General features: G+C 56.2%; 36 protein-coding genes. 27 read left to right on the forward strand and 9 right to left on the reverse strand.

Features of this window, described 5'->3' with window-relative positions:
- Positions 1-68: 68 nt before the first annotated feature.
- Positions 69-473 carry an acyl-CoA thioesterase gene (locus RBB62_RS11805; RefSeq protein ID WP_309399069.1) on the reverse strand — a complete coding sequence of 135 codons (405 nt, stop codon included), beginning with the start codon at positions 471-473 and terminating at the stop codon, positions 69-71.
- A gap of 87 nt (positions 474-560) precedes the next feature.
- On the opposite strand from RBB62_RS11805, the gene RBB62_RS11810 reads away from it, so the two are divergent.
- From RBB62_RS11810 to RBB62_RS11825, 4 genes are all read left to right on the forward strand, one after another.
- Entirely contained in the window at positions 561-860 is a 300-nt protein-coding gene (locus RBB62_RS11810) for a hypothetical protein (RefSeq protein ID WP_309399071.1), read from the forward strand.
- Positions 850-1443: a hypothetical protein gene (locus RBB62_RS11815; protein ID WP_309399073.1), complete on the forward strand. Its 594-nt coding sequence runs from the start codon at positions 850-852 to the stop codon at positions 1441-1443. The genes RBB62_RS11810 and RBB62_RS11815 overlap by 11 nt, the downstream gene beginning before the upstream one ends.
- A 227-nt stretch (positions 1444-1670) precedes the next feature.
- The gene (locus RBB62_RS11820) at positions 1671-2918 is read left to right on the forward strand and encodes a M48 family metallopeptidase (RefSeq protein WP_309399075.1); all 1248 of its coding nucleotides are present in this window, start codon (positions 1671-1673) and stop codon (positions 2916-2918) included.
- 24 nt (positions 2919-2942) lie between these two features.
- Complete coding sequence (locus RBB62_RS11825) at positions 2943-3869, forward strand: endonuclease/exonuclease/phosphatase family protein (RefSeq protein WP_309399076.1); 927 nt, start codon at positions 2943-2945, stop codon at positions 3867-3869.
- 302 nt (positions 3870-4171) lie between these two features.
- Here the strand turns inward: RBB62_RS11825 and RBB62_RS11830 are convergent, their stop codons facing one another.
- The 5 genes from RBB62_RS11830 to hemW all read right to left on the reverse strand — a co-directional run bounded on the left by RBB62_RS11830 (position 4172) and on the right by hemW (position 8839).
- On the reverse strand, positions 4172-4480 hold the full coding sequence (locus tag RBB62_RS11830) for a lysozyme inhibitor LprI family protein (protein ID WP_309399077.1): 309 nt from the start codon (positions 4478-4480) through the stop codon (positions 4172-4174).
- A 221-nt stretch (positions 4481-4701) separates the two neighbouring features.
- Positions 4702-5169, reverse strand: a complete 468-nt coding sequence (locus tag RBB62_RS11835) for a GNAT family N-acetyltransferase (protein WP_309399078.1) — start codon at positions 5167-5169, stop codon at positions 4702-4704.
- Between the two features lie 55 nt (positions 5170-5224).
- Positions 5225-5743: a hypothetical protein gene (locus RBB62_RS11840; RefSeq protein ID WP_309399080.1), complete on the reverse strand. Its 519-nt coding sequence runs from the start codon at positions 5741-5743 to the stop codon at positions 5225-5227.
- Positions 5744-5869: 126 nt separating this feature from the next.
- Positions 5870-7543, reverse strand: a complete 1674-nt coding sequence (locus RBB62_RS11845) for a hypothetical protein (protein ID WP_309399081.1) — start codon at positions 7541-7543, stop codon at positions 5870-5872.
- Between the two features lie 36 nt (positions 7544-7579).
- Positions 7580-8839, reverse strand: a complete 1260-nt coding sequence (hemW, locus tag RBB62_RS11850) for a radical SAM family heme chaperone HemW (protein ID WP_309399082.1) — start codon at positions 8837-8839, stop codon at positions 7580-7582.
- 8 nt (positions 8840-8847) lie between these two features.
- On the opposite strand from hemW, the gene RBB62_RS11855 reads away from it, so the two are divergent.
- The gene (locus RBB62_RS11855; protein WP_309399084.1) at positions 8848-9834 is read left to right on the forward strand and encodes an IPT/TIG domain-containing protein; all 987 of its coding nucleotides are present in this window, start codon (positions 8848-8850) and stop codon (positions 9832-9834) included.
- A gap of 249 nt (positions 9835-10083) precedes the next feature.
- Here RBB62_RS11855 and rho read toward each other — a convergent pair whose 3' ends face one another.
- The gene (gene rho / locus RBB62_RS11860) at positions 10084-11241 is read right to left on the reverse strand and encodes a transcription termination factor Rho (protein ID WP_309399086.1); all 1158 of its coding nucleotides are present in this window, start codon (positions 11239-11241) and stop codon (positions 10084-10086) included.
- Between the two features lie 267 nt (positions 11242-11508).
- On the opposite strand from rho, the gene RBB62_RS11865 reads away from it, so the two are divergent.
- Positions 11509-12009, forward strand: a complete 501-nt coding sequence (locus tag RBB62_RS11865; RefSeq protein WP_309399087.1) for a DUF3859 domain-containing protein — start codon at positions 11509-11511, stop codon at positions 12007-12009.
- A gap of 8 nt (positions 12010-12017) precedes the next feature.
- On the opposite strand, the gene RBB62_RS11870 is transcribed toward RBB62_RS11865, so the two are convergent.
- A complete protein-coding gene (locus RBB62_RS11870; protein ID WP_309399088.1) occupies positions 12018-12530 on the reverse strand; it encodes a hypothetical protein in 513 nt (170 codons plus the stop codon).
- Positions 12531-12634: 104 nt separating this feature from the next.
- On the reverse strand, positions 12635-12844 hold the full coding sequence (locus RBB62_RS11875; RefSeq protein WP_309399089.1) for a hypothetical protein: 210 nt from the start codon (positions 12842-12844) through the stop codon (positions 12635-12637).
- Between the two features lie 396 nt (positions 12845-13240).
- Between RBB62_RS11875 and rpsL the strand changes: the two genes are divergently transcribed.
- The 21 genes from rpsL to rplF all read left to right on the forward strand — a co-directional run bounded on the left by rpsL (position 13241) and on the right by rplF (position 25075).
- On the forward strand, positions 13241-13624 hold the full coding sequence (gene rpsL / locus RBB62_RS11880) for a 30S ribosomal protein S12 (RefSeq protein WP_309399090.1): 384 nt from the start codon (positions 13241-13243) through the stop codon (positions 13622-13624).
- A 12-nt stretch (positions 13625-13636) separates the two neighbouring features.
- The gene (rpsG, locus tag RBB62_RS11885) at positions 13637-14110 is read left to right on the forward strand and encodes a 30S ribosomal protein S7 (RefSeq protein ID WP_309399091.1); all 474 of its coding nucleotides are present in this window, start codon (positions 13637-13639) and stop codon (positions 14108-14110) included.
- Positions 14111-14162: 52 nt separating this feature from the next.
- Positions 14163-16328 (forward strand): elongation factor G, encoded by a 2166-nt coding sequence (gene fusA / locus RBB62_RS11890; RefSeq protein WP_309399092.1) that lies wholly within the window; start codon positions 14163-14165, stop codon positions 16326-16328.
- Positions 16329-16369: 41 nt separating this feature from the next.
- On the forward strand, positions 16370-16678 hold the full coding sequence (gene rpsJ / locus RBB62_RS11895; RefSeq protein ID WP_269541527.1) for a 30S ribosomal protein S10: 309 nt from the start codon (positions 16370-16372) through the stop codon (positions 16676-16678).
- A gap of 191 nt (positions 16679-16869) precedes the next feature.
- Positions 16870-17511 carry a 50S ribosomal protein L3 gene (gene rplC, locus RBB62_RS11900; RefSeq protein WP_309399094.1) on the forward strand — a complete coding sequence of 214 codons (642 nt, stop codon included), beginning with the start codon at positions 16870-16872 and terminating at the stop codon, positions 17509-17511.
- Between the two features lie 27 nt (positions 17512-17538).
- Positions 17539-18168 carry a 50S ribosomal protein L4 gene (gene rplD / locus RBB62_RS11905; RefSeq protein ID WP_309399095.1) on the forward strand — a complete coding sequence of 210 codons (630 nt, stop codon included), beginning with the start codon at positions 17539-17541 and terminating at the stop codon, positions 18166-18168.
- A 31-nt stretch (positions 18169-18199) separates the two neighbouring features.
- Positions 18200-18490: a 50S ribosomal protein L23 gene (gene rplW / locus RBB62_RS11910; protein WP_309399097.1), complete on the forward strand. Its 291-nt coding sequence runs from the start codon at positions 18200-18202 to the stop codon at positions 18488-18490.
- A gap of 24 nt (positions 18491-18514) precedes the next feature.
- A complete protein-coding gene (gene rplB / locus RBB62_RS11915) occupies positions 18515-19372 on the forward strand; it encodes a 50S ribosomal protein L2 (protein WP_309399098.1) in 858 nt (285 codons plus the stop codon).
- A 44-nt stretch (positions 19373-19416) separates the two neighbouring features.
- Positions 19417-19686: a 30S ribosomal protein S19 gene (gene rpsS / locus RBB62_RS11920; RefSeq protein ID WP_309399099.1), complete on the forward strand. Its 270-nt coding sequence runs from the start codon at positions 19417-19419 to the stop codon at positions 19684-19686.
- A 28-nt stretch (positions 19687-19714) separates the two neighbouring features.
- On the forward strand, positions 19715-20275 hold the full coding sequence (locus tag RBB62_RS11925) for a hypothetical protein (RefSeq protein WP_309399100.1): 561 nt from the start codon (positions 19715-19717) through the stop codon (positions 20273-20275).
- A 13-nt stretch (positions 20276-20288) separates the two neighbouring features.
- Complete coding sequence (gene rplV / locus RBB62_RS11930; protein ID WP_309399102.1) at positions 20289-20642, forward strand: 50S ribosomal protein L22; 354 nt, start codon at positions 20289-20291, stop codon at positions 20640-20642.
- Positions 20643-20662: 20 nt separating this feature from the next.
- Entirely contained in the window at positions 20663-21298 is a 636-nt protein-coding gene (gene rpsC, locus RBB62_RS11935) for a 30S ribosomal protein S3 (protein ID WP_309399103.1), read from the forward strand.
- Between the two features lie 37 nt (positions 21299-21335).
- A complete protein-coding gene (rplP, locus tag RBB62_RS11940) occupies positions 21336-21764 on the forward strand; it encodes a 50S ribosomal protein L16 (RefSeq protein ID WP_309399105.1) in 429 nt (142 codons plus the stop codon).
- A gap of 36 nt (positions 21765-21800) precedes the next feature.
- The gene (gene rpmC / locus RBB62_RS11945) at positions 21801-21998 is read left to right on the forward strand and encodes a 50S ribosomal protein L29 (RefSeq protein WP_309399106.1); all 198 of its coding nucleotides are present in this window, start codon (positions 21801-21803) and stop codon (positions 21996-21998) included.
- Positions 21999-22018: 20 nt separating this feature from the next.
- On the forward strand, positions 22019-22309 hold the full coding sequence (rpsQ, locus tag RBB62_RS11950; RefSeq protein ID WP_309399107.1) for a 30S ribosomal protein S17: 291 nt from the start codon (positions 22019-22021) through the stop codon (positions 22307-22309).
- Positions 22310-22353: 44 nt separating this feature from the next.
- On the forward strand, positions 22354-22719 hold the full coding sequence (gene rplN, locus RBB62_RS11955; protein ID WP_309399108.1) for a 50S ribosomal protein L14: 366 nt from the start codon (positions 22354-22356) through the stop codon (positions 22717-22719).
- A 21-nt stretch (positions 22720-22740) separates the two neighbouring features.
- The gene (gene rplX, locus RBB62_RS11960; protein ID WP_309399109.1) at positions 22741-22986 is read left to right on the forward strand and encodes a 50S ribosomal protein L24; all 246 of its coding nucleotides are present in this window, start codon (positions 22741-22743) and stop codon (positions 22984-22986) included.
- Between the two features lie 162 nt (positions 22987-23148).
- Positions 23149-23733 (forward strand): 50S ribosomal protein L5, encoded by a 585-nt coding sequence (rplE, locus tag RBB62_RS11965; RefSeq protein ID WP_343219087.1) that lies wholly within the window; start codon positions 23149-23151, stop codon positions 23731-23733.
- Between the two features lie 28 nt (positions 23734-23761).
- Positions 23762-24067 carry a 30S ribosomal protein S14 gene (gene rpsN, locus RBB62_RS11970; protein ID WP_309381508.1) on the forward strand — a complete coding sequence of 102 codons (306 nt, stop codon included), beginning with the start codon at positions 23762-23764 and terminating at the stop codon, positions 24065-24067.
- Positions 24068-24111: 44 nt separating this feature from the next.
- Positions 24112-24510, forward strand: coding sequence for a 30S ribosomal protein S8 (rpsH, locus tag RBB62_RS11975; protein ID WP_309399110.1), 399 nt, complete (start codon positions 24112-24114; stop codon positions 24508-24510).
- 25 nt (positions 24511-24535) lie between these two features.
- Positions 24536-25075: a 50S ribosomal protein L6 gene (rplF, locus tag RBB62_RS11980; RefSeq protein ID WP_309399111.1), complete on the forward strand. Its 540-nt coding sequence runs from the start codon at positions 24536-24538 to the stop codon at positions 25073-25075.
- Positions 25076-25121: the final 46 nt, after the last annotated feature.

The following is a 25121-nucleotide window of genomic DNA, read 5'->3' on the forward strand; positions in this document are numbered from 1 at the left end:
TTAGCCATTTGCCCAATGGGCAAATCCGGATGCAACGCATCCGCCGGTCCAGCCGGAGGCTGGCTGGGTTAGCGGGGGAAGTAGGTTTCGAAGTGTTGGATGATATCTTTGGGCGGCTTGAGCGGGCGGCCTTCGGGGCTCATGAACGCATGACGTGAGCTGCCGGTGACAAGGAGCTCGTCGCTGCGGCGGACCTCGTAACTAATGTTGATGCGCAGCGTGGGCGGCTCATCGATGAAGCAGGTCACGGTGAGGCGATCATCGAAATGGGCGGACTTTTTATAACTGGCGCTGATGTCGAGCACGGGCAGCAGGTAGCCGCGGGACTCGAGGTCGCGGTAGCTCAGGCCGATGTTGTCGAGCATCTCCACACGGCACATTTCGAACCACACGAAGTAGTTGGTGTGGTAAACAATGCCCATCTTGTCGGTTTCAGCGTAACGGACGCGGATGTTGGTGGTGGATGAAATCACGCTGGCAGGATGGCCCCCTCACGCCGTTTGCCAAGCATTTTGACTTGGCGTAGCGAACTTCAGCCGCGAACATGAGTCTTTTTACGAATGCTTATTTCATCTAAATTGCCGGGTTATGTTAAGTGGCCGCTGCGTTTCCTCGTCTACTTCCTCGGCGTAGTCACGTTTCTGGGGCTCTCGGGGGCCGTGGTGTTCCTGCTGGTGGGCGCGATGACGAACCCGGATAAAGGTGCGCTCGAGCGCTTCTTCTACGGCTTTCGCCTCGGCGCGGAGCTGGGCGGTAAGGTGTGGGCACCGGCCATTAGCCTCGTGCTCTGTGTGATGCAGGCCCACAACGAAAAGCAAAAGCGCGCGCAGGCTCAAGTGGAGCAGGACCATGAAATTTAAGCAGCGCCTCATCATTTTTGGCTTCGGTGCGTTGATGGGTGCCGTGATCGTTACGGTGATTAAGGCCCAACGCGCGCGCGACAACAAGCCCAACGAGCTCGCGGCCATGACTGCCCCGAAGACCGACGTGGAAATCCAGCGCGAGGTCGTGCCCGGCATTCTCCAGGCCTACAAGGAGCGTCAGGTGCCGATGGAGTCGGACTTCATCAAGGCATCGAAACTTTACCCGCACCCGGACGAAAATACCTACCGCCGCGTGTTGATTCTTCAGGGCCAGGAAGAGCCGCAAACCCTGCGCATTGAGGAAACGATCCTGAAAAAGCCACAGGGAGAATTCGTCGACAGCGTGCGCGTGATGTCCGCCGACCGCCTGGTGGTGACCCTCGACCCCGGCGCCAGCAGTAGTGACTTCTCGCATGCCATCCGCGACTGGGGCTACCGTGTCAAAGAACGCGCCGACAGACCCGACGCCTACGTTGTCACGCTTGGCGCCAAGGAGCCCGGAACTGTCTCCGAAGCCCTCACGCAGATCAAGGGCGTCTCTCGCGTGGTGAGTGCGCAGCCGCTTTACTTGGATCGTTAGTCGGGTTTCTAAAAGCCGCCTTGCTGGACACGAAAAGTCACTGCGGCCTGATCGGCCAAGTTAGATGAAAACTGCTCTTAGCGCTCAGTTGAGCTTTGCCGGGGAGGGGCGTTGAGGTCGAAATTTCACCTCCCCCATACATACCCCGGTTTCTATATATCCTATAACCAGTCACGCGCTGGGCGATTTTTGTTGCCTCCGGCAAAGGTCTGCCAAGCAATGGCGGCGTGAATTGGATCATCGTTGCTTTTCTCGTTTTGATCATCGCCAAGACTGCGATGGAGCTGCGCCTGTCCGGCCTTAACCGCAAGGAAGTGCGCGCCAACCAAGACCGCGTTCCCGAGGCCTATCGCGACGTCGTCGACGATGAGACCTACCGCAAGTCCGTCGACTACACGCTGGCCAAGAATGCCCTTGGCAAGAAAGAGCTGATCTACGACGCCATTATGCTCGCGCTGATCGTCGCCACCGGCTTCCTCGCCTGGCTGTATAACACGCTCACTGGCGCGCTCGGCGAAGGCGTCTGGGGCCAAGCCGTGGTGATGTTTGCCACGTTGATCATCATCAGCCTGCCGAGCCTGCCCTTTGAGTGGGTCAATACCTTCAAGCTAGAGGCGAAGTTCGGTTTTAATAAATCAACGGTCGGCCTGTGGATCAAAGACAAGCTGATGGGGCTCGCCCTCGGCGCCGCACTCGGCATCCCCGCGCTGGCGCTCTTGCTGAGCATTTTCAACTGGCTGCCGAACAGCTGGTGGTTCTGGGGATTCATTGCGTTTTTTGCGCTACAGCTGATCCTCATGGTGCTGGCGCCGCGCATCATCATGCCGCTCTTCAATAAGCTCACGCCGATGGAAGAAGGCCCGTTGCGCGACCGCCTGCTGGCTCTCGGCGAACGCACCGGCTTTTGCGCGAAGACCATCCTCGTGATGGATGGCAGCAAGCGCTCCGGCCACTCCAACGCCTTCTTCACGGGCTTTGGCAAGTTCCGTAAAATCGTCCTTTATGATACCCTGATCGAGCAGCTGGAGCCCATCGAGCTCGAGGCCGTGCTTGCGCACGAGATCGGCCACTACAAGCGCGGTCACATTCCGAAGATGCTTGGCATCGCGTTCTTTGCCGGGCTGATCTGCTTCGGCGTGATGGGTTGGCTGGTGCAGCAGGATGTCTTTTACACAAGCTTTGGTTTCGACCCGGAGTCCGGCATGGCGCCGGTATTGCTGCTCTTCATGTTGATCAGCGGCCTGTTCACTTTCTGGCTGAGCCCGCTGTCGAACATCATGTCGCGCAAGCACGAATACGAGGCCGACGCCTATGCGCGCGAGATGATGAACAACGACCCAATGCCGCTTGTCACCAGCCTGCACAAGATGCATGAAAAGAACCTCAGCAACCTGACGCCGCACCCGACCTTCAGCTGGTTCTACTATTCGCATCCCAACCTCCGCGAACGCGAGGCTGCACTCCGCGCGGGATAGCTTTTAAAACGACGAATCACGCGAATGAACACGAATCAACTCCTGAAACATTCGCGGGCATTCGCGCTATTCGTCGTTCTGTTTTTCGCCAGTTCTTTGTCCGCCGAAACGATCCGCGTCGCGAGTTACAATCTGTATAATTACCTCGATGCGAACCGCTGGGTGGAAGGCCATTATCGCATGGCTTACCCGAAGCCCGAGGCCGAAAAAGCCGCCGCGCGCAAGGTCATTGCCGCTGTGCATCCGGACATCCTCACGCTACAGGAGATCGGCGGACCGCTCCACCTCCAAGAGCTACAAACTGACCTAAAAAAAGCGGGCGTCGACTACCCGTATGCCGAGTGCTTGATCGGCCCGGATGAGGATCGCCGCATCGCAGTCTTGTCGAAGATTCCGTTTGAAGCCGTCGGTCACACCGAACTCGATTTCAAATACTTCGACGGACGCGAGCTCATCAAGCGCGGGCTGCTGGAGCTGCGTTTCGGCAAAGGCGATACCGCGTGGACGCTGTTCGTGGTGCATTTGAAAAGCCGCTGGACCACCCGCGATGACGACCCCGAGTCCGGCAAGCGCCGCACTGGCGAAGCCCATGCCGCGCGCAACTTTATTCGCGAGCAATACCCGCCAGAAACGAATCCGCGCTACCTCGTGGTGGGCGATTTCAACGACACGAAACGCAGTGCGCCGATCCGTCGTTTTCTCGAAGTCGGCGACACGCAGCTGACGCAACTTTTGCCCGCTGGGGACTCCCGAGGCGAAGCCTGGACTTTCCATTACCGCGCCGAGGATAAATACGAGCGCGTGGACTTCATCCTCGCCTCGCCCGCGCTGGCGCCCTTCGTCGAAGGCGGCGAAACGCACATCTACGACAGCCAACCCGAAACTAGCAACGCCAGCGACCACCGCCTGATCTACGTGGACCTGAGCAACCTCCCGCGATCCGGTGGCTAGAGCCCTCACTGCATCTGCATGTTAAGGCCTCATGCATCCGCATCGAGCGTCCAGGCATCAGCTGGTGTCCAGTAAGGTTTTGCTCCGAATCCAGGCGTGGTTTGGAGCGACATCCGCAGCTGTGTTGGTCCTTACGTCCACGGACGTAGCGCATCTACGTCCCGGGACGTAACCTCTCTACGTCTATGGACGTATGGCGGCTACGTCCGTGGGCGTAGGGACCAACACAGGCAGTGGTCAGATGACAGCAAACGCCTGCATTCAGGGCAACAAAGGCCTAGGATCAGGGCTGCAGACGTGCGTCACTGCGCCTTGGCAGACTTCGGTGCCGCGAAAATGACTTGATATTCGGCCAAGTCCAAGGCGCGCTTGCGGATGCGGCGCATGAACTCAAGTTGGGAGAGTATCTCGCCTTCGCGCCCGATTTTGAATCGCAACTCTCGGTCCGCGAAGAAAAACTGACGATCAGCCTCATAGGCTAACTCCCATGCTTTTTGGGAAATTTCGAGGCGTCGCGCATCGTCATGTTTAAGTGAGTCCAGTAGCTCTTTATAGGTTGCTTCCATCTGCGCCCACCAATCTTTGGAGGTCTCCCCGATGTTAATGGCCATCTCGGAGTTGCCTTCCAGAAAATCCAACTTTCCCTCGTATTTCTGATCGAGCGGATGAGGGTCTTGGTCACCTTAGCCTTCCATCAAATATTGGGCATGGGCTAAAGTAGTGAGGCAAATTAAAAGGAAGACGATGAGTAGGCGAATCATTCGCTCAGGATGACGCGGGCGCTACCTGTTAGGCAAGATGCATTCAGCCATCACGCTTTTTCGGGGGCATGTTAGGTGCGTGCCTTCACCAGTTCCATCTTGTAATTAATCAAGTCTACGCCGCGGATGTTCACGTGGTTTTTGTAGAGCACATCGAAGCCCTGCTTGGCAAACACCGGTTTCGAGCAAATGGAGGCCTCGACGTGCAGGCGGTCGAGTCCGCGCTCAAAGGCCACCGTAATCGCATGCTGGATCAGCGCCGTCGCCACACCCTGGCGCGCGGCCTTCGGATGGACGTAGGCGCAATCGATGTGGCCATCGGGGTCCAGCTCCAGAAATCCAACGACCTCGCTATCGCGCTCATAAACGAAGGGCTGCTTCCGCTCACAGCGTCGCCGCCAATGCTCGGGATTGGGCTTATTCACGGTCCACGCGTGGCATTGCTCAGGTGTGTAAACGGCGCACGCGATCTCGTGCACGGCGCGCGGAAATATCTCCGCAATGGCGAGGTAGTCATCGGGCTGATAGGGGCGAATCATGTGGTGGTGGCAATACACGACAATCAGCAGGACTTTATTGAGCTTTGAGCTCGATTCACCTGCTTCCTGTATAGGTTACGTCATCATTATGAAGATTAATGTCTCGTCTTATCTCAGATAGAAAAATTAGCGCTTTGTTTCTGAAGGTAGAGAATTCCCATGTTTGTTTTCCTTCAAAAGAATCATAGATATAATCGATAATCAGGTTATACTCTTCAAAAACTTTATTTGGCGCAAACATGCATAATAGAGCGGCAGTTTCGAGCCTCTGAATATCAAATCCTTCAAGATCCTCATTCGTTAGATTATTCTGATGCTTTGCTTTTACGATCAGCGCAATAAGAGGGGACGAGACTTGCTTGTATAGTTCTATTTTCTGAATCAATAGGTGATTTTTATGCTCCAATTCTGAAGTGAGCTGAATTCTGATTTCAGATAATTCGCGGTCGTGCCTAGCTTTATAGCTAGCCATTAGTTTATCGGCCCATATTTTGCCCAACCAGCTTGAGAGGCCTACAAGTAACACACTTATTCCGCCAATTGAAATTACGATAGTTTTTATGGTTTCGATCATGACTTTTGGGGTAATCCTAGAATAATCAACTTATGTTATTATTCATGTATACTCACAAAGAAGTGACCACCTAAAACTTCTAGTAAATAGCAGCCGGTCTTGTTCGAACCATTTTACATCGCCCCTTTACATCCGCGCGTCTTTGAGCAGAGCACGTTCGGCAGGGAGGAGTTGGTCCGCGTTGACGCCTTCCATAATCGATTGCGATTCCTGCTTGTGGCCGTTGGCGGCGAGGATGGCGGCGTAGATGGCGCGGTGGCGCGGGCGGACCTCGCTCCAGTTGATCGGCAGCGTGTAGAGTTGCTGGAGGGCGAGGTCCGGCTTGCCCGCCTTGTAGAGGCCGAGTGAAAAGGTGATGATGTTGGCCAGGTAGGGGCGATCAGCGTCCTGGATCAACTGAGAAGCGGTTTGCAGCGACTGCTCGACATGCTCTCCTTTGAGCAGGTTGATGTAGGCGAGGTCATTGGCGACGTCGGTGTCGTTCGGATATTTCTCGGCCATGCGAGCCAGTGCGCTTTGGAGGGCGTCGATATCTCCAGAACGTTGGGCCAAGCTGATCATTTCCTCAAACGCGCGGCGCTGCGAGGCGGGCAGCAATGCGAGCTTCTCCAAGACCTCTTGCGCGCGCTCGGTCCAGCCAAGTTTAAGCGCATATTCGTAGGCAAAGGTGAGCATGCTGATGTCCTCATTGGCCTTAATCAACGCCTGTCCCCAGATGAGGTCGCTCAAGCGGTCGTTGCCAAGCTCCTGCTGGATGCGGGAGCGAAAGAGCACGACGGTAAACGGCTCCAGCGGCAAGCGTGGACGCTCGATGATTTTCTCCAATTGCTCCCACTGGCCACTGAGCGCCATCGAATCAAGCCAGACTAAAAGGAGGTCTTTACGTTGAACGGCCGCGTCGAGATCGACAATGGTCAGGAAGTCATTGGGGCGGTTGTGTTGGTTGAGCCAGCGCCCGATTTCAACCAATTCGGCGGGGTCTTCGAGGTTGAAGTTTCCCTTCACCTCGGCGAGGATCTCTTCCATCGCCTGCTGACGGACTTTGCGGCGAATGGAGATTTCCGCGAGCTTATCCTCGCGCTCAGCCAGCGGGTGCTCGGCTAGATTCTGCGCGGCGGCAAGTTGTTCCTCGGGCGTTAAGATCGGTGCGTTGAGTAGCTCGCGCGCAGCTTTGAGGCCTATCTCGTCCGTGCGCTGTGCCATTTGCCGTAGCCACGCGATGCCGGTGGCGCGGACAGCTTCATCTTCGCTGCCCTGACTGAGACTCACGTAAGCAAACTGGACTTTGATCGAAGCTCCGGGCGCGGCGGCAGCCTGCCGAGCGAGCTCGATGGCGCGCTCTGGCTGTTTATTGATGAGCGCGTGCTCCGCACGGCGGAAAAGGGCATCTGGAGAATGAGGAAAGTCGTGCATGAGCCGCTGAGCGATGGCGTTGAGCTGCTCCTCGTCTTGCAACCGCATGACGCTGTCGAACCACTCCAGCAGGTCTTCCTCCTCGCCGCTGAGGGCATAAGTTTTCTCCCAAAGGCCGGGCGCATCCAGGGGGGAGGCTTGGTTTACAATGCCCGCCAGCGTGCGAGCGACTTCGGGGTTTTCCGGATCGAGCGCGTAGGCGGCTTTGGCGGCTTCCCACGCTGCGCCGTAGTTTTTCTCCTCCACCTGCGCTTGGGCGTCTTCGGCCAGGTTGATGGCGCGCTTCTGCTTGACCACCTGCCAGAGGAAGGGCGTGGCGACAACGAGCAGCGCGATCAGGACACCGCCGATGATCGCGAAACGCTTGGCCTTGGGACTGAGTGGCATAATGGTTTATTAAATAACGACTTGCGGGACGCCAACTTAAACCGACGCTTCCAGCACGCGGCCACCCACGGAGTCGGCCAGCAGGCGCCCGGCATCGGTCAGGCGGAGGCGGTCGCCGGTCTGTTCGACCACGCCTTCAGCGAAAAGTTCGGCCCAAAGCGCATTGTAGGTCGCCCAGTCTGCGGCGGGAAAACGCGCCCGCAGCGCCGCGAGGTTCACGCCGTCGTTGAGGCGCAGGCCGAAGATTAACGCATCGGAGGCGACGATGTCGGTGCTCAGTGGGACCACGTCCAAGGCGGAATCAGCGAGCTGCCCGAGTTGGTAATTTTCCAGTCCGGCGAGCCATTGATTGAGGTCACTCGGGTTGCTCCAGCGCCGGGGGCCCCATTGGCTGGCGGCCGAGGGGCCGACGCCGCGCCATTGCCCCATGCGCCAGGTGGAGAGGTTGTGCGCACATGCGTAGCCCGGCTTCGTGAAGTTGGACACCTCGTATTGCGGGTAGCCGGCGGCGGCCAGCATTTCCCAGGTAAATTGATAGAGCTCGGCCTCCTGCTCAATGTCGCGCTTGAACTCGCCCTTGGACAGCTTGACCCAGAGCTTGGTGTCCTCCTCGAAGGTCAGGCAATACGTGGAAATGTGCTCGGGCTGGAGGTCGATCGCGCGCTGGAGGTCGTCACGCCACTGTTCGAGGCTCTGGCCGGGGACGGCGAAAATCAGGTCGAGGTTGACGTTGTCGCAACCGCCGTCGCGCAGCTCCTGATAAGCGCGGAGCACTTGCTTGGGGTTGTGGCGTCGGCCGAGCTTTTCGAGCAAAGTCTCGTCAAAGCTCTGCACGCCCATGGAGATCCGGTTCACGCCAGCCTCGCGCATGGCGGCGATTTTGTCCGCCTTCACGGTCGACGGCGCCATTTCCACGGTCCATTCGGCAATTGGTCCGGGGGCGCGCTCGCGGACGGCTTGGCAAAGGCGGGCCAGGTCGGGCGCGGCCAGGAGGCCGGGCGTTCCCCCGCCAAAGAAGACAGTCAGGCCCGCTTGGGCGTCAAGGGCTGGTAAAAAGTCGGCGGCGGCGGTATGGGCGTCCCACTCGGCGCACCAGTGGTCGAGTTCGCGCTCAATGCCTTCTAAATAACGTAGGAGGTCCGCGCGGCGTGGGGCCTCCTGATAGAACGCGCAAAAATCACACGTGGTGGCGCAAAAAGGCACGTGCAGGTAGAGTCCTGGGTGAATCACCTTGTCGGACTGACTATTTACGAGTTTTGCTTGCGAACAGTGCACGTACGCTGTTTGTCTTAGCATTAAGTTAAATGAAAGCAAAACTTTACCTGATTCTCGCTGCGACCGCCGCCTTGCTTACAGGCTGCGGCCCCTCGATCAATAACCTGACCAGCGAGCGTGTGCCGCAGAATGCCTCCGGCATTTACACGCTTAGCATGACCGTGACCAGTGACGACGGCGCGATTTCCACCAGCTCCTATGCGCCCAAGGTCGTCATTGATGGCGTGGAGCGCGACATGATCCAGAGCGACGTCGGCAAGAACATCTTCGAATACGACTACGCGATTCCAGAAGGGCGCACCGAGGCTAAGTATTACTACCTCCTCGATTACAAGCGCGATAACGAGCACTACGAGAAGTCGAAGATCTACCTACTCAACGTGACCGACCGCTACGTGACCGCCATCGAGTCCGTGCGTGGCCCCGTGGGCGCGGAGATCCCCGTCGTTGGACGCGGCTTCACTGACTTTGACAAGATCGTGATCGGTGGTTTTGAAGCCGACACCACCTATCAGTCGCCGACTTCGTTGACTTTCATTGTGCCGGCCCTCAAGCCGAATCAAGCCTACCGCGCTGAGCTCGTGAGCGGCAACGGCGTGAAAGATCTGGGCAAGTTCCACGTCGACGCCTCCAAGCTGACCGTGGTGCCGTCCATCATCCGCCTCAACCCGGGCGAGCGCACCTCCGTTGCTTTCGGTGTCGAATACCCGACCTCCGGCGTCGGCCTGCCGATCAGCGTCATGACGAATGTTCCAGACAGCGTGATTATGCCCGAAGTGGCGATCCCCGCCGGCGCACGCTCGGTCAGCATTCCGATCGAAGGCGGCAAGAAGGGCTCCGGTCTGCTTTACGTAACGGCCCCCGGCTACAACGAGCTGCAGGTTCCAGTCTTTGTTGGCATGGGCTCCGGTTCCACGACCGATTGGCAATATCCGCCTGCTGGCAGCTCGGTCAATGATCAGCCAAAGGAAGTCATTATCGAAGAGGAAACCTCCATCATCGAAATCTTCGACTAGGGCACATTTCATCTAAGTTGGCCCAAGTGATTCACTGAGGAGTCTGCACGCCAGCTTCGTTGGCGACTCACTCCCATACTTCGCTTGGGTAGACTCAGGCCGAACCCAGCATGCGGAGGATTTAGCAGGAAGATCGGAAAGAGCGGGAAGCAGCAAGAGACTTCCCGTTTTTTCCGATCTTCCTGTTTAATATTAGTTTTATTACACCAAGTGATACTGCGAAACGCTCAAATTTTTTGAGAAGCGGTATTACATATCCAGCAGCCGGAGGAATTCGGCGTTGTTCTTGGTCGTGCCCATGCGCTCAACGAGTGTTTCGGTGGCGTCGAGGGGCTTCATCGGAGAGAGCGCGCGGCGGAAGAAGCCGACCTTGTCCAGGACGTCCTTGTCGAGGATGAGCTCTTCCTTGCGGGTGCCGGACGCATTGATATTGATCGCGGGCCAGAAGCGGAGCTCTGCGGCCTTGCGGTCAAGGACCATTTCCATGTTACCCGTGCCCTTGAACTCCTGGAAAATCAGGTCATCCATACGGGAGCCGGTTTCGATCAGCGCGGAGGCAATGATCGTGAGGCTGCCGCCTTCTTCGGTGTTGCGGGCGGAGGAAAAGAGCTGGCGTGGCTTTTCGAGGGCGCGGATGTCCAGACCACCGGTCATCGTGCGGCCGCCGCCTCCCTTGGAGGAGTTGTGAGCCCGGGAAAGGCGGGTAATGCTGTCGAGCAGCAGGATGACGTCCTTGCCGACTTCCACCTGGCGCTTGGCGCGCTCAATGGCGATTTCGGAAACGCGAATGTGGTTTTCGATATTTTCGTCGTTGGACGACGCGTAAATTTCAGCCCAGGGCAGGTCGCGCTTGAAGTCGGTGACTTCCTCGGGGCGTTCGTCGACGAGGAGCACCATGACGAGCATTTCCGGGTGGTTTTCGTGCGCGCCTTCGGCGATGTCTTTTAAAAGGGTGGTCTTACCAGTGCGGGGCGGGGCGACGATGAGGCCGCGTTGACCTTTGCCCACTGGACAAAAGAGGTCGAGCACACGGGTGGTGAGGCGTCCGTCCTTGCACTCCAGTTTGATCTGGTCTTCGGGGGCGATGGTGGTCAGTTGCTGGAACGGGTAGCAGTCCTTGCGCTTATCGACGGCAAGGCCATCCACCTTCTCAATATACTTAATTTTGGGGTTGGGGAAGCGGTCGTCGTGGTGGGCGCTAGCGGTGATCCAGTTACCACGCTTGAGCTTGAAGCGGCGGATCATTTCGCGCGGGACAAAGGGGTCCGTCTTGCGTGGGCGCCCGTTTTTGGCGGGGTCGAGCAACTGCCCGGTCTTGTTGTTAGACGGTTCGAAGATGCCTTCTACGATGACGGAGTTATCCGACGTCTCGCTGGTGGCGTTGGTGGTCACTTGAGTTTCGCTCATAAGTTGAGGCAAAGTAAGACGATAGACGGAGCCCGGGGAGGGTCGTTTCATAGCAAATGACCACAGAGAATGGTCGTAAGCAGCGGTAACGGGCGAAGGTTTGATCATGCAAACTTGGCCTTTGCGCTACAGGGCGGCGCCGCTTTCGCTATCGTGTCACATTTCATGTAGTAGGGCGCCGTCGGGCGCAAGCATTAATTTTTAGCATGGATTTAACGATTGGCGAGTCACAGTGATGCGTTATGCTGATGTCCGAAGGTTAGCACTATGCGAATTTACAGTTTAGCCGGGTTTGTTGCGTTGCTGTTGGCAGCGCTGCTCCACGAAAAGCCATTTCAGGTTGTGCCGCTGTTTTACGGGCAGGTAATGCGTGTAGGCGATGGTGAGACTTACGTAGCGCCTGATTCGCCCAATGGCTTGGGCATGGACAGCGATTGGATTGTGATCGCGGAAAACACTTGGACAGTTCCCAACTGTCTTAAGCATGGCATCGGCCTCGAAATTGGCATTCTGAATGTGCCAGACGGCGTCGACAGCCTGCAATTAGTGGTCGATTATCCGCCGATGACGCTGCCTTCCGGCGCGGTGAGCACCCAGTTGGATCGCTTGCAGCCGATTAATGCGCAGGACGGCTTTGGTTGGTTCGATTTCTATTACTTTTTCGACGAAGAATACGAGCGCACCCCCGGCGAATGGCGGTTCCGTCTGTATCATAAAGACAAGCTCCTCTACGACCAGGCCTTCACAGTGGTGGCCTGTGAGGAGTAGGGAACCTGTTAGCGATATACTCCGACCCAGTATTTGCCGACCTTGGCTAGGTAGATTTGCACACGTTTGCCAGCGTAGCAGATGGAGTGCTTGTCAATGCTTTCGGCCGTGAGCGGGGTGCCTATTTTCTCGTAATGCTCGTAATCCCTCTCATTGGGGACGCAGACCGTGTCGTGGAACTCCTGCTCTTTGCCGTGGATGACATACACCGCATTGATCGCTGTGCCCTCGGGCTTAGGTAAGATTGACCAGGAGTTGTCGCCCTTAGGAACTTTGTCGCAGGATGCATCGATGTCCTCCAGGGGGCCGTAAACCCGAAAAAGTGAGAAATTCTCTTTATGGGGAACGCCAATGTTGGTGCCTTGATCTACCTGAAAGCCGTCCCCGAAATCAATGGTAATGAGGCGTCCGTTTTCCAGTTCGCCGTTTCTAATCCAGTTGCCGTAGCCGTATAGGTGCTTGCCGGCATGGCTGAGAGTGGTAGTGGACAGGCAGAGGAGGGCGACGATGAGGACTTTCATGGGAGAGATATAGCTATGTGCTGTCCCCCATTGCGTCAAAATTAGTCCGTTTAGCAATCACATTATAGGTGATTACTAAACTTGGGAACTTCGTAATTGCGTTACTACTGCTGATGGCGGTCGGAATTGGGATCGTAGAGGTCCCAGCGGTGACGCCGAAACCAAGAGTGTATCGCTGCATGAGTGTCGAGGGCTTCTCCGGTGCGCTTAACTTCATTAGCCTGATGGCGGCGAATGTCTTCGCGCTGCTCCTTGATAAATCGGAAGAAGCTGGACCGGTTGATGTCGAACCGCTTGTTAGCGTTACGTCGCATTGAACTGTTGGGGTGAGGTGACATGGGGTGTCTAATGTCTGTTGTATAGTTTATCGGCTGAAAATCTAAATTTCTAAGTGGAGTATCTATTAAACGAACGATTATGCGGGATTATTCGTTGGCTTTTGTAGCAAGGTGCTTTTTTCAAAATGGTGCCTAAGATCGTTCTTTCGCGGGTTTCTGGCTTGCCCTCAGCGGCGTAGCGTGTACTTATATACGCACATTTTGGGAGGCGAAGGAGAACCCCCGAAAAACCATAAGATTTTCAAAAAAAGCGCTTGCATTGAAGCATGTGAAGCGTAGTCTCGCCCCCTTTCCCTGAAACCCGCTGGTTCAGGCACATGTGTGTTTTGACTTCGGCGGGCCTTTTCTTTTACCGGAAAACCCTCTTTTTCAATGCCTACAATCAATCAGCTCGTCCGGAACCCACGCGTTCTGCAGAAGACCAAGTCGAAATCGCCGGCCATGGCCAGCAATCCGTTTCGTCGTGGCGTATGCGTGCAGGTCATGACCCGCACCCCGAAGAAACCGAACTCCGCTATCCGTAAGGTTGCCAAGGTTCGCCTCACCAACGGCTACGAAGTCATCGCCTACATCCCGGACGAAGGTCACAGCCTTCAGGAGCACAGTGTTGTTCTCGTTCGTGGTGGTCGCGTGAAGGACCTTCCGGGCGTTCGTTACCACATTGTTCGTGGCGCTCTTGACTGCCAAGGCGTGGAAAAGCGTCGTCGCAGCCGTTCGAAATACGGTGTGAAGCGCCCCAAGGAAGCTAAAAAGTAAACTTTAATTACTATGTCACGTCGTCGTAGAGCCGTTAAGCGGGATGTCCCCGTTGATCCCCGTTATCAAAGCCAGCTGGTTGCCGGCCTGATTAACCTCGTTATGCAGCGCGGTAAGAAGTCCGTCGCTGAGCGCATCGTTTATGGCGCATTTGAGCGTGTCTCGGAAAAGCTCGAAAAGGGCGACCCGATTGACTTGCTGCTCGGCGCGTTGGAAAACGTCCGCCCGAAGCTGGAAGTGAAGTCCCGCCGTGTCGGTGGTGCCACTTACCAAGTGCCGGTTGAAATCACTTACGAGCGTCAGCAAAGCCTCGCTTTCCGCTGGATGGTTGACGCAGCCAAGAAGCGCAAGGGTGTCCCGATGGGCGAAGCGCTCGCTTCTGAGATCATCGACGCCTACAACAACACCGGCGGTGTTGTTAAGAAGAAGGAAGAGACCCACAAGATGGCCCAGGCGAACCGCGCCTTTGCTCATCTTCGCTGGTGATCGCCTTTTTCTGGCTCTCCCAGTTTTTCCTGTTCTTTGACTTCCCTTTCCCATGTCCACCACGATCCAGTTGTCTCCAGCGAATGCTTCCGATCGGAAGTACCCGCTTGAGTATACCCGGAACATTGGGATCGCGGCACACATTGACGCAGGGAAGACCACTACCACCGAGCGCATTCTGCTTTACTCGGGTGTGGTGCACAAGGCTGGCGAAGTGCATGATGGCACCGCCGTAACTGACTGGATGGAGCAAGAGCGCGAGCGTGGCATCACGATCACTTCCGCAGCTATCTCATGCCATTGGACCACCAAAACTGGTGACTTCTCCGGCGTTGAGCAGCAGATCAATATCATCGACACCCCTGGGCACGTCGATTTTACCGCAGAAGTAGAGCGATCCCTTCGCGTCCTCGATGGCGCAGTCGGCGTATTTTGCGCAGTCGCAGGTGTCCAGCCGCAGTCCGAGACTGTCTGGCGTCAAATGGACAAATACCACGTCCCCCGCATCGCGTTCATTAATAAGATGGACCGGACGGGGGCCGATTTTTTTGCGGCAATCGACTCGATCCGCGAAAAGCTGGGCGCGAATGCCCACCCGATCTGCCTGCCGATCGGCGCTGAAGACCAACTTCGCGGCCTGATCGACCTCGTCCGCATGCAAGCGGCGGTTTACGATTCGTCCGACGAGACTGGCATTACTTTCAATTGGGAGGAGATTCCCGCTGAAGAACTCGAGCAAGCTGAAGCTCACCGCGAAAAGTTGATCGAAGCCCTTTGTGACTTCGACGACGCGCTGGCCGAGAAATACCTTGAAGGCAAAACCATTGAAGCTGCGGTGCTCCGCCGCGCGATCCGCAAGGCAACGATGAGTCTCGACTTCATGGCTGTCATCCCCGGTTCTGCTTTCAAGAACAAGGGTGTCCAGATGTTGATGGACGCTGTGGTCGATTACCTGCCGAGCCCTGTTGACGTGAAGCCCATGCCGGCGCACGACGAAGATGGCGAGAAGGAAATTGCCCCCGTGATGGCGGACGACGCCGGCAAGACCGCCGGCCTCGCGTTCAAGCTGATGAACGACAAGTTTACCGGCGGTAAATTGGTTTTCTTCCGCATGTATCGCGGCACGCTCCGCAAGGGCGATCAACTTTACAATCCCCGCACCCGCCGCTCGGAGCGCATTTCGCGCCTCATGATCATGAAGGCGGACGCTCGCGAGGATATCGACGTTGCTTATTCGGGCGACATTTGCGCGCTGGTTGGCGTTAAGGACGTCAAGACCGGCGACACGCTTTGCGCCAAGGACGAAGTCGTCACGCTGATGCCGCCGTCGTTCCCGGATCCGGTTATCTCGATGTCGATCGAGCCCAACACCAAGGCTGACCAGGACAAGCTCTCCACCGGTTTGCAGCGTTTGGCTGACGAAGATCCGACCTTCAAGGTAACTGCCAACGAAGAAACCGGCCAGACCATCATTATGGGCATGGGCGAGCTGCACCTTGAAATCATTCGCGACCGTTTGTTCCGCGAGTTCAAGGTCGAAGCCGAAGCTGGCAAACCACAAATTTCCTACCGCGAAACGATCCTCACCGCAGCCGATGGCGAAGGCAAATTCGTCCGTCAGTCTGGTGGTAAGGGCCAGTATGGCCACGGCATTATCAAGCTTGAGCCCCAAGAGCAGGGCAAGGGCATTGAAGTCGTCAATGCGATCGTCGGCGGTGCCATTCCGAAGGAGTTCATCAAGCCCTTCAGCGACGGCATTAAGGAGGCAGCCAATTCAGGCACCATCGCCGGTTACCCGGTGGTGGACTGGAAGGCGACCATCGTCGATGGTTCGTTCCACGAAGTGGACTCTTCTGAAATGGCCTTCAAAATGGCAGGCATTTTCGCTTTCCGCGATGCGATGGACAAGGCTTCCCCGGTTCTTCTCGAGCCGATCATGGAAGTTGAAGTCAACGTTCCGGAAGAATACCAGGGCGATATCGTGGGCGACATCAATCGTCGTCGCGGTCAGATCCAGGGCATTGAATCCAAGGCCAATCTCGCCGTCATCGACGCCAAGGTGCCGCTGGAAACAATGTTCGGATACGCCACCGACGTGCGTTCCCTTTCCAAGGGGCGTGCAGATTACAGTATGCAACCACTTTGCTTTGAGCAGGTCCCGAACAGCGTGCTCAAAACAATCACCGAGGGATCGGGTTACGCACCCGCCCGTTCCTAGTTTCAGTTCCTTTACCAATCATCCTCTAACCTTTCACTATCATGGCAGGTCCAAAAATTCGCATCAAACTCCGCGGTTACGACTATCGCATCATCGATCAGTCTGCAGCTGACATTGTGGACACCGCAAAGCGCTCCGGCGCTCGCGTCAGCGGTCCCGTCCCTATGCCCACGCGCATTGAAAAAGTAACCGTCAACCGCTCTCCGCACGTTGACAAGAAGTCGATGGATCAATTCGAGCTGCGCACCCACAAGCGCCTCATCGACATCATCGAGCCGACCGCACAGACGGTTGACGAGCTGAAAAAGCTCAATTTGCCGGCCGGTGTGGACATCAACATCACTGTTTAGCAAACTTTTTTCACATTTTTGAAGATTTTGCTTAACAAATGGGAAAAATCAGCGATGCTTCCCGGCTTCTCTTCATTAATTTTCCGCATTTTTAGTTCTTAGAACAACTAACTACACAGTCTAAACCTTCACGCAGGTCTCTCGAAAACGGAGACGAAGCTCACGCCAAGTTTCCACCTGCCTCTGTCATTATGAGCTTTACCCTAATTGGTAAGAAAATTGGGATGACCCAGATTTTCGACGGTAACGAGCTAGTGCCCGTAACCGTTGTTGAAGCTGGCCCATGCCCAGTCGTTCAAGTAAAGTCGTCCGATAAGGACGGCTACGAAGCCGTTCAGATCGGCTATTCTGCACAAAAGGAGCAACGCGTCTCCAAGCAACTCCAAGGGCACTTCGCTAAGGCGAAGGTTGCACCTACTAAGGAGCTGCGCGAATTTCGCACCGGCGACCACGATGGTGAATACAACGTGGGCGACGTGCTGACCGTATCCAAGTTCGAAGCCGGCCAAAAGGTCGACATTATCGGCACCACCAAAGGTAAGGGCTTCCAGGGCGTTGTTAAGCGCTGGGGCTTCGGTGGTGGTCCTGCTTCGCACGGTTCGATGTTCCACCGTCGTGGTGGTTCCTACGGTCACTGTCAGTGGCCGGGTGAAGTCTGGAAGGGTAAGAAGATGCCGGGTCACACCGGTGCCAAGCGCCGCACCACCCAGAACCTGAAGGTCGTCAAGGTCCTTGAAGACAAGAACCTGCTCCTCCTGAAGGGCAGCGTCCACGGGCACAATGGCGGCACGGTTTACGTTCGCACCGCTGTCAAAAAGAAGCGTTCTGCATAACTTTAACGTCTGAGAGGAATCATAGAAATGAAGCTCAAAGTATTTACTGCCGACGGCGCCTCCAGCACTGAGAAGGAGTATGCCATCCCCACTTTCGAAGGCGACAAGGGCCTGCAAGCCCTGAAAGACGTCGTCGTTGCTTACCAGTCCAACCTGCGCCAGGGCAACGCGAAGTCCAAGACTCGCGGCGAAGTTCGTGGCACGGGCAAGAAGGTTTATCGCCAGAAGGGCACCGGCCATGCACGTCATGGTGACCGCCAATCCCCGATTTATGTTGGTGGTGGCACGGCGCACGGCCCGAAGCTCCGCGACTGGACCAAGCACGCCAATAAGAAGGTGAAGACCCTGGCCATGCGCCGCGCGCTCTTCGATAAGGCTACCGACGGTGAACTCTCTGTAATTGAGAAGTTCGAACTCGCCGCCCCGAAGACCAAGGACTTCGACAAGATCATCAGCCAGATCAAGCCGGAAGGTAAGATCCTGATCGTTGATCAGCAGTTCGACGACAACACCGCACTTTCCGCGCGCAACCTCGCACGCGTCCACATTACCGACTCCGCCTCCCTCAACGCTTGGGACCTCGTTCGTTTCGACAACGTAGTCATCAGCGAGAAGGGCATCGAACAAGTGCTCGCCCGCACCGGCGAAGGCAAGTAACCGCCAACTACGAAATAGATAAGGCGAAATCATGTTTTCACCCAGCAACATCATCAAGGAATACCGCGTGACGGAAAAAGCGGCCGATCTGACCGCTAACACCAACAAGTACACGTTCGAAGTATTCCCTTCCGCCAATCGCCGCGAGGTAGCTTCCGCCGTTGAAAAGCTTTTCGACGTGAAGGTCGTGCGCGTGAACATCATTAACCAGCGCAGCAAGTCCAAGCGTAACCGCATGGCGCGTGGCCGTTCCGGCTCCACTGCTGCTATGAAGAAGGCTATCGTTACTCTCGCTGAGGGCGAAAGCATCGAACTGGTCTAACTTTATTAGGAGCTTAGAAATCCAATGGCTTTAGTTAAAACCAATCCGACCACCCCGAGCCTGCGCTTCCGCGTTCAGAACAAGCAAGACCTTGCGCCGAACAATCCGGAGAAGAGCCTCACCCAGTCGATTCACGACAAGAAGGGCCGTAACTGCTACGGCCGCATCACGTCGCGTCACCGTGGTGGTGGTCACAAGCGTCTTTACCGTTTGATCGACTTCAAGCGCAACAAGCTCGAGATGGAAGCCGAAGTGCTGACGATCGAATACGATCCCTACCGCTCGGCCAACATCGCCTTGGTGCAATACACCGACGGCGAAAAGCGCTACATCATCGCTTCCCGTGGCCTGAAGGTCGGCGATAAGATTCTGAACACCAACGAAAAGGTGGAGGAATTCGTTTCCGGTCTGTGCATGCGCCTCAAGGACATCCCCCCCGCAACCTTCATTCACTGCATTGAAATGTTGCCAGGGCAGGGTGCCAAGATCGCTCGCAGCGCAGGTCAGTATGGCCAGTTGATCTCGATCGACAAGGACTATGCTACGCTGAAGATGCCTTCCGGCGAAATCCGCAAGGTCAACTCCAACTGCCGCGCTACCATTGGTCGCGTAGGTAATGAAGAGCACGGCGACGAAGTAATTGGTAAGGCCGGCCGCAATCGCTGGAAGGGCAAGCGCCCGAAGGTCCGCGGTATGGCAATGAACCCGGTCGACCACCCAAATGGTGGTGGTGAAGGCCGTTCGAAGTCCGGTGGTGGTCGCCAGCATCCTTGCTCGCCTTGGGGCCAGCTCGCCAAGGGCTTCCCGACCCGCAAGAAGTCCAAGACTTCCAACTCGCTTATCGTGGTTCGTCGCAATGGCCGCAAGGTCAAGAAGCGCTAATCGCTCTCTCTTTTCAAAACGTAAATTTATTAAGCAACTAAGCTATGGCACGTTCGATCAAAAAAGGCTTCTTCGTTGACCCGAAGCTGATGGACAAGGTTGAGGCCGCGCAAAGCGCCGGCTCCAACAAGCCCATCAAGACCTGGTCGCGCCGTTCGACGATCACTCCCGAATTCGTTGGCCTCAACATGTCCGTTCACAATGGCAAGGGCTTCATGCCCGTCTACGTGACTGAAAACATGGTTGGCCACAAGTTGGGTGAGTTCGCTCCGACGCGCACCTTCAAGGGTCACCAGGGCGTCGGCAAGAAGTAACCCGCTAACCGCTTTCCACGTTAATCCAATGTTCCGTTTCCTCCAGCACGCACTTCTTGTTTCCGGTCTCATGATCGGCGGGTTGCTGCATGCCGAGACGCAAACGGACGCCCGCTTCGATCTGCGCGTCATTGCGCCGGACTTTGAAGGCCAGTGGGCAGAGATTAAGGTGGAAGAGGAAAAGCCGGCAGCGCCGATTAATCCACAGGCAATCGCCAAGCCCCAGGAAGAAGTCGTGGTCTATAACGACCTGACTCCTGCCGAGGCCGCCGCGCTACGCTCCACGGGCCGTGAAGAAGTTCCCGGTCCGGAGTTTGCCTCCAGCAGCATTTACCCCTCCGGCCAAGCGGTCGTGTTCGGGGTTACTGAAAACAAGGCCGCAGATATCGTCATCCTCGACGACGGCCTCGACCAAGGTTTCCGGGTCGGCATGCTTTGCGATGTGCTTCGCGGCGAAGTCGTAGTGGGAACCATCATCTTAGTGGCAGTCGAAGCAGATCGCTCCGCCGGCCTCATCGTTAATCTTCAACCGGGCCGCACAATCGTATTTGGCGACCTGGCCCGAATCAAGACCGTTCAATTTTCTTAACAGCATAGTCATCATGGAAGTTTTGGCATTAACCAAATACGCGCGCATGTCGCCCAAGAAGGTTCGTGAAGTCGCCCGCGAAATCCAGGGCCTTCCCGCCAATGAGGCGATGGACCTCCTCAAGTTCATCCCGCGCAAGTCCGCACGCCTGCTCAGCAAGACGCTGGCCAGCGCTATCGCCAACGCGGAAAACAACCACAACCTTTCGTCCGACGATCTCGTGATCAAGAGCGCGATCATCGAAGAAGGTCCCGCCTTCCGTCGTTTCCAGCCGGTAGCCCGCGGTTCCGCTCACCCACTCCGTAAACGCACCTCGCACATCCGCATCATCCTCACTGACGAAGTGACGGAAGCGGCCGCCAGCTAACACCTCAATCGCAATTTCCTATGGGTCAGAAAGTAAATCCTAAAGGCTTCCGCCTCGCCGTCCGCCGCGACTGGGACAGCCGTTGGTTCGCCGACAAGAAGCAGTTCCCCGAGTTCATCCACGAGGACAACAAGATCCGCACGTTCCTCAACGAGCGCCTGCGTTTCGCCTCCGTGCCGAAGATTTACATTGAGCGCGCCGGACAGCGTGTTCGCGTCAAGATCTACACCGCCCGTCCGGGCATCGTCATCGGCCGTAAGGGTGCCGAGCTGGACAAGCTCAAGGCTGACCTTTCGAAGCTGGTGGATCGTGACGTGTTGCTCGACATCGCTGAAGTGAAGAAGCCCGACCTCGTGGCTCAGCTCGTCGCCGAAAACGTCGCCCTCCAGCTCGAGCGTCGCATTTCCTTCCGCCGCGCCATGAAGAAGGCCGTTCAAACGACCATGCAAATGGGCGCTGATGGTATTCGTATCCAGTGCGCAGGCCGTCTCGGCGGCGCGGAAATCGCCCGCACCGAGCAGCAGCGTCAAGGTCGCGTGCCTCTACACACCCTGCGTGAAAACATCGACTACGGCTTTGCCGAAGCGCGCACGGTTTATGGCATCATCGGCATTAAGTGCTGGATCTGTAACCCAAGCCCCGAAGAAGGCCTCTAAGCCTTCGCGCCAAGAGAACACTTAATCATTTAGACCAATGGCTAAACTTCTTCCATCCAAGACCAAGTACCGCAAGGTGCACAAGGGTCGTATCCGCGGACGCGCTAAGGGCGGCGACACACTCGCCTTCGGTGAATTCGGCATCCAGGCTCTCGGCCGTGGCCGTTTGACCGCTGCACAGCTCGAAGCCGCACGTGTTACCATCAACCGCTACCTCAAGCGTCGCGGCAAGGTTTGGATCCGCGTCTTCCCGCACAAGCCTGTCACCAAGAAGCCTCAGGAAACCCGTCAGGGTAAGGGTAAGGGACCGGTTGAATACTGGTGCGCCATCGTTAAGCCCGGCACGATGCTCTTCGAAGTATCCGGCTGTGGATCCCAGGCTGCTCGTGAAGCCATGCGTCGCGCTGACGGCAAGCTGCCGTTCCCGTGCCGTTTCGTGAGCCGCGAAGAACTCGAAACTTACTAAACTCCGCTCGAATAGCGCCGACAATATACGCTCGCCATGAAAGCCAAAGAAATTCGTGAACTTTCCCCCGAGGAACTCAACAAGAAGCTCCGCGAAGCCCGCGAAGAGCTCGTAAATCTCCGCGTGCGCAAGCAAGTTGGCCAAGTCGAAAACCCGGCCCAACTGCGCACGATTCGCCGCGACATCGCCCGCATCGAAACCATCCTGAAGCAGAAGGCCGCCACCGCCGCCTAAGCAGCTAACTTATTACCACAATGTCCGAATCAGATACTCAGGCCACGGCTCGTAACAGCCACCGTAAGGACCTCGTGGGCGTGGTCACCAGCCGCACTGGCGACAAGTCCGTCAAGGTTACTTTCTTCTACAAGATTCCGCACCACCTCTATAAGAAGGAGATTAAGCGCAAGACTGTAGTCCACGTTCACGACGAAAGCAACGAATGCGCCGTCGGCGACAAGGTGGAAATTATGGAAACACGCCCGCTCAGCAAGCTGAAGCGCTGGCGTATCGTTAAGATTTTAGAAAAGGCCCCGATCGTCGGCTAACGCCGAGCGGAAGCCGCTTTAACCATTAAAGGGAACCCGTTCCAATGATTCAGCCGGAAAGCAGATTAGAAGTAGCCGACAACACGGGCGCTAAGGAAGTGCTCATGATTCGTCGTCTTGGCCAAGCGAAAGTTACCGCCTCCGTAGGCGACATTATCGTTTGCGCCGTTAAGGAAAGCAGCCCCGAGGCCACCGTTAAAAAGGGCACTGTGGTCAAGGCAGTGGTTGTGCGCACCAAGGCACCGATCCGTCGCGCCGATGGCAGCTACCTTCGTTTCGACAAAAACGCGTGCGTCGTCCTCGACGCCAACAGCAACCCGCGCGGCACCCGTATTTTTGGGCCGGTGGCTCGTGAGCTTCGTTCCAAGAAGTTCATGAAGATCATCTCCCTGGCGCCGGAAGTACTGTAAACCCACCAGACACATTTAGTCATGAAATTCAAAATCAAGGCAGGTGACGAAGTCGTCGTAATCGCAGGCGCTCATAAGGGTCAGCGCGGTAAGGTGCTGCAGGTTCTCCGTGAAAAGCAGCGCGTGATCGTCGAAGGCGTTAACATGATCAAGAAGCACCAGAAGGCCACTCAGGAATCTCCTGAAGGCTCCATCATCGAACGCGAAGGCACCGTTCACTACTCGAACGTGATGCTCGCAGAACGCTACGAAAAGAAGAGCGCGTAACTTTTTAAATGATGAATTCTGAATGCAGAATGATGAACTCATCAGGATGCAGCGAAAGTAGTTCACATCGACACGACCTTTCATACTTCATAATTCTCAATTCATAATTAATTAATCTTAGCCAAGACCTGAAGGGCCGGAAATCCTCAGGCTAAAAAACCAATGAGCCAAGAAATCGCATATTTGAAGAAGCACTATAACGACGTCGTAGTTCCTGAGCTGAAGAAGTCTCAAGGCTATGCCAACGCGCACCAAGTGCCGAAGGTCACCAAGGTCGTTATCAATTCTGGCTTCAATGCCACCAAGGACAAGAACTGGGCCGCTGAAGTGCAGAAGGAAATCTCCTCTATTGCCGGTCAGCACGCAGTCATGACCAAGGCCAGCAAGAGTGTTTCGAACTTTAAGCTCCGTGAAGGCATGCCGATCGGCGTGAAGGTCACCCTGCGCGGCGAGCGCATGTATGACTTCCTGTTCCGCCTGATCGCAGTTGCTCTGCCGAACATCCGTGACTTCCGCGGCATCTCGCGCAAGCTTGACGGTCAGGGTAACTACACCCTCGGCGTCACCGACAGCACCATCTTCCCGGAAATTTCCGCTGACACCGGCGGCCGTGAAGCCATTGGTATGGACATCACCATTGTCACCTCGGCAGATAGCGACGACGAAGGCCGCGAGCTGCTCCAACTCATGGGCATGCCTTTCCGCAAGCCAACCACCCCTAAGCCTGAGGAAACGCAGGCTGCCTAAGCACAACCAATCTTTTATTTACTAAGTTATGGCCAAGAAAAGCGCAGTAGCCCGCAACAAGAAGCGTGAACGCATGGTGGAAAAGTATGCCGCCAAGCGCGCCGAGCTCAAGGCGATCATTAAGAATCCGGAAAGCTCAGATGAAGAGTTCTTCCAAGCTCAGCGTCAACTCACGCTGCTTCCCCGCAACTCTGCTCCGACCCGTTTGCGTAACCGCTGCTCGGTCACCGGTCGTCCACGCGCACATATTCGTAAGTATGGCCTGAGCCGCATCACTTTCCGCGAATTGGCGCTTGCTGGCCACATCCCCGGCGTCACCAAGTCGTCCTGGTAATTTCACCCATCAATATCAATCCAATAAACAACACCCTATAAGTCATGGCATCCCACGATACTATAGGAGACTTCCTCACTCTCTTGCGCAACGCCAGCACCGCTGGTCAGGAATCCTGCACGACGCGCTTCTCCAAGTTGAAGGCTGGCGTCGCCGCCATCCTCAAGGATGAAGGCTATGTTCAGGATTTCGGCATCCGTGAAGAAGGACCCGGACACAAGTTCATCGACATCGCTCTTAAGTATGTCGACGGCCAACCCGCGATTGTCGGCATCGAGCGTTTCTCGAAGCCCGGTCGTCGTCTCTATTCCGGATACGAAGAGATCCCCAAGGTTCTCGGCGGTCTCGGCATCTCCATTCTCACCACTTCCAAGGGCATCCTCAAGGATCGCGACGCCCGTCGCCAGAAGGTTGGCGGCGAGGTGATCTGCAAGGTCTGGTAAGCCCAACTATAAGGAGATCATTATCATGAGCAGAATTGGTAAACTTCCCGTTCCGATCGCCGACAAGGTTAAGGTCGCCGTAAATGGCCAGACCGTAAGCGTTGATGGCCCCAAGGGCAAGCTGAGCAGGACTTTCGACAGCGACGTTAAGATCACCGTGAACGACAGCGTTGTTGTCGTTGAGCCGAGCAATAGCTCCCGTCAGGCCAAGGCCATGTGGGGCACTGCCCGCTCTATCATTAACGGCATGATCATCGGCGTCACCGCGCCTTATAAGAAGCAGCTCGAAATTGAAGGCGTTGGTTTCAAGGCCAACCTTCAGGGCAACATCCTCGACCTTGCACTTGGCTACTCGCACGAGATCAAGTATCCGATCCCGGCCGGTGTCACCGTAACGGTCGACAAGAGCGGCACGAAGATCGACGTCGAAGGTGCCGACAAGCAGGCCGTTGGCCAAGTCGCAGCCGACATCTTCGGCTACTACCCGGTTGAACCTTACAAGGGCAAGGGCGTCCGCATCGTAGGTCGCTACGTCCGTCGCAAGGAAGGTAAGAAGACCGGCTAAACCAACTCAGTTGGATCGAGTCATTCTTAATAATTGAAATTTGTAA

It is taken from the genome of Cerasicoccus maritimus (assembly GCA_031296935.1).
Lineage (GTDB): Bacteria > Verrucomicrobiota > Verrucomicrobiia > Opitutales > Cerasicoccaceae > Cerasicoccus > Cerasicoccus maritimus.

Bases quoted from the DNA above. Each gene is read 5' to 3' on its own strand.
- rplV (WP_309399102.1), top strand. From the start codon at position 20,289: ATGGAAGTTTTGGCATTAACCAAATACGCGCGCATGTCGCCCAAGAAG.
- rplB (WP_309399098.1), top strand. From the start codon at position 18,515: ATGGCTTTAGTTAAAACCAATCCGACCACCCCGAGCCTGCGCTTCCGC.
- rpsN (WP_309381508.1), top strand. From the start codon at position 23,762: ATGGCCAAGAAAAGCGCAGTAGCCCGCAACAAGAAGCGTGAACGCATG.
- RBB62_RS11870 (WP_309399088.1), bottom strand. From the start codon at position 12,530: ATGAAAGTCCTCATCGTCGCCCTCCTCTGCCTGTCCACTACCACTCTC.
- fusA (WP_309399092.1), top strand. From the start codon at position 14,163: ATGTCCACCACGATCCAGTTGTCTCCAGCGAATGCTTCCGATCGGAAG.
- rpsQ (WP_309399107.1), top strand. From the start codon at position 22,019: ATGTCCGAATCAGATACTCAGGCCACGGCTCGTAACAGCCACCGTAAG.
- RBB62_RS11810 (WP_309399071.1), top strand. From the start codon at position 561: ATGCTTATTTCATCTAAATTGCCGGGTTATGTTAAGTGGCCGCTGCGT.
- RBB62_RS11815 (WP_309399073.1), top strand. From the start codon at position 850: ATGAAATTTAAGCAGCGCCTCATCATTTTTGGCTTCGGTGCGTTGATG.
- RBB62_RS11835 (WP_309399078.1), bottom strand. From the start codon at position 5,169: ATGATTCGCCCCTATCAGCCCGATGACTACCTCGCCATTGCGGAGATA.
- rpsJ (WP_269541527.1), top strand. From the start codon at position 16,370: ATGGCAGGTCCAAAAATTCGCATCAAACTCCGCGGTTACGACTATCGC.
- RBB62_RS11825 (WP_309399076.1), top strand. From the start codon at position 2,943: ATGAACACGAATCAACTCCTGAAACATTCGCGGGCATTCGCGCTATTC.
- rpsL (WP_309399090.1), top strand. From the start codon at position 13,241: ATGCCTACAATCAATCAGCTCGTCCGGAACCCACGCGTTCTGCAGAAG.
- rpsC (WP_309399103.1), top strand. From the start codon at position 20,663: ATGGGTCAGAAAGTAAATCCTAAAGGCTTCCGCCTCGCCGTCCGCCGC.
- rpsG (WP_309399091.1), top strand. From the start codon at position 13,637: ATGTCACGTCGTCGTAGAGCCGTTAAGCGGGATGTCCCCGTTGATCCC.
- rplN (WP_309399108.1), top strand. From the start codon at position 22,354: ATGATTCAGCCGGAAAGCAGATTAGAAGTAGCCGACAACACGGGCGCT.
- rho (WP_309399086.1), bottom strand. From the start codon at position 11,241: ATGAGCGAAACTCAAGTGACCACCAACGCCACCAGCGAGACGTCGGAT.
- RBB62_RS11845 (WP_309399081.1), bottom strand. From the start codon at position 7,543: ATGCCACTCAGTCCCAAGGCCAAGCGTTTCGCGATCATCGGCGGTGTC.
- rplP (WP_309399105.1), top strand. From the start codon at position 21,336: ATGGCTAAACTTCTTCCATCCAAGACCAAGTACCGCAAGGTGCACAAG.
- rplD (WP_309399095.1), top strand. From the start codon at position 17,539: ATGAAGCTCAAAGTATTTACTGCCGACGGCGCCTCCAGCACTGAGAAG.
- rplE (WP_343219087.1), top strand. From the start codon at position 23,149: ATGAGCCAAGAAATCGCATATTTGAAGAAGCACTATAACGACGTCGTA.
- rpsS (WP_309399099.1), top strand. From the start codon at position 19,417: ATGGCACGTTCGATCAAAAAAGGCTTCTTCGTTGACCCGAAGCTGATG.
- RBB62_RS11925 (WP_309399100.1), top strand. From the start codon at position 19,715: ATGTTCCGTTTCCTCCAGCACGCACTTCTTGTTTCCGGTCTCATGATC.
- RBB62_RS11840 (WP_309399080.1), bottom strand. From the start codon at position 5,743: ATGATCGAAACCATAAAAACTATCGTAATTTCAATTGGCGGAATAAGT.
- rplC (WP_309399094.1), top strand. From the start codon at position 16,870: ATGAGCTTTACCCTAATTGGTAAGAAAATTGGGATGACCCAGATTTTC.
- rplX (WP_309399109.1), top strand. From the start codon at position 22,741: ATGAAATTCAAAATCAAGGCAGGTGACGAAGTCGTCGTAATCGCAGGC.
- RBB62_RS11875 (WP_309399089.1), bottom strand. From the start codon at position 12,844: ATGCGACGTAACGCTAACAAGCGGTTCGACATCAACCGGTCCAGCTTC.
- rpsH (WP_309399110.1), top strand. From the start codon at position 24,112: ATGGCATCCCACGATACTATAGGAGACTTCCTCACTCTCTTGCGCAAC.
- rplF (WP_309399111.1), top strand. From the start codon at position 24,536: ATGAGCAGAATTGGTAAACTTCCCGTTCCGATCGCCGACAAGGTTAAG.
- RBB62_RS11865 (WP_309399087.1), top strand. From the start codon at position 11,509: ATGCGAATTTACAGTTTAGCCGGGTTTGTTGCGTTGCTGTTGGCAGCG.
- RBB62_RS11855 (WP_309399084.1), top strand. From the start codon at position 8,848: ATGAAAGCAAAACTTTACCTGATTCTCGCTGCGACCGCCGCCTTGCTT.
- RBB62_RS11830 (WP_309399077.1), bottom strand. From the start codon at position 4,480: ATGGCCATTAACATCGGGGAGACCTCCAAAGATTGGTGGGCGCAGATG.
- rpmC (WP_309399106.1), top strand. From the start codon at position 21,801: ATGAAAGCCAAAGAAATTCGTGAACTTTCCCCCGAGGAACTCAACAAG.
- rplW (WP_309399097.1), top strand. From the start codon at position 18,200: ATGTTTTCACCCAGCAACATCATCAAGGAATACCGCGTGACGGAAAAA.
- hemW (WP_309399082.1), bottom strand. From the start codon at position 8,839: ATGCTAAGACAAACAGCGTACGTGCACTGTTCGCAAGCAAAACTCGTA.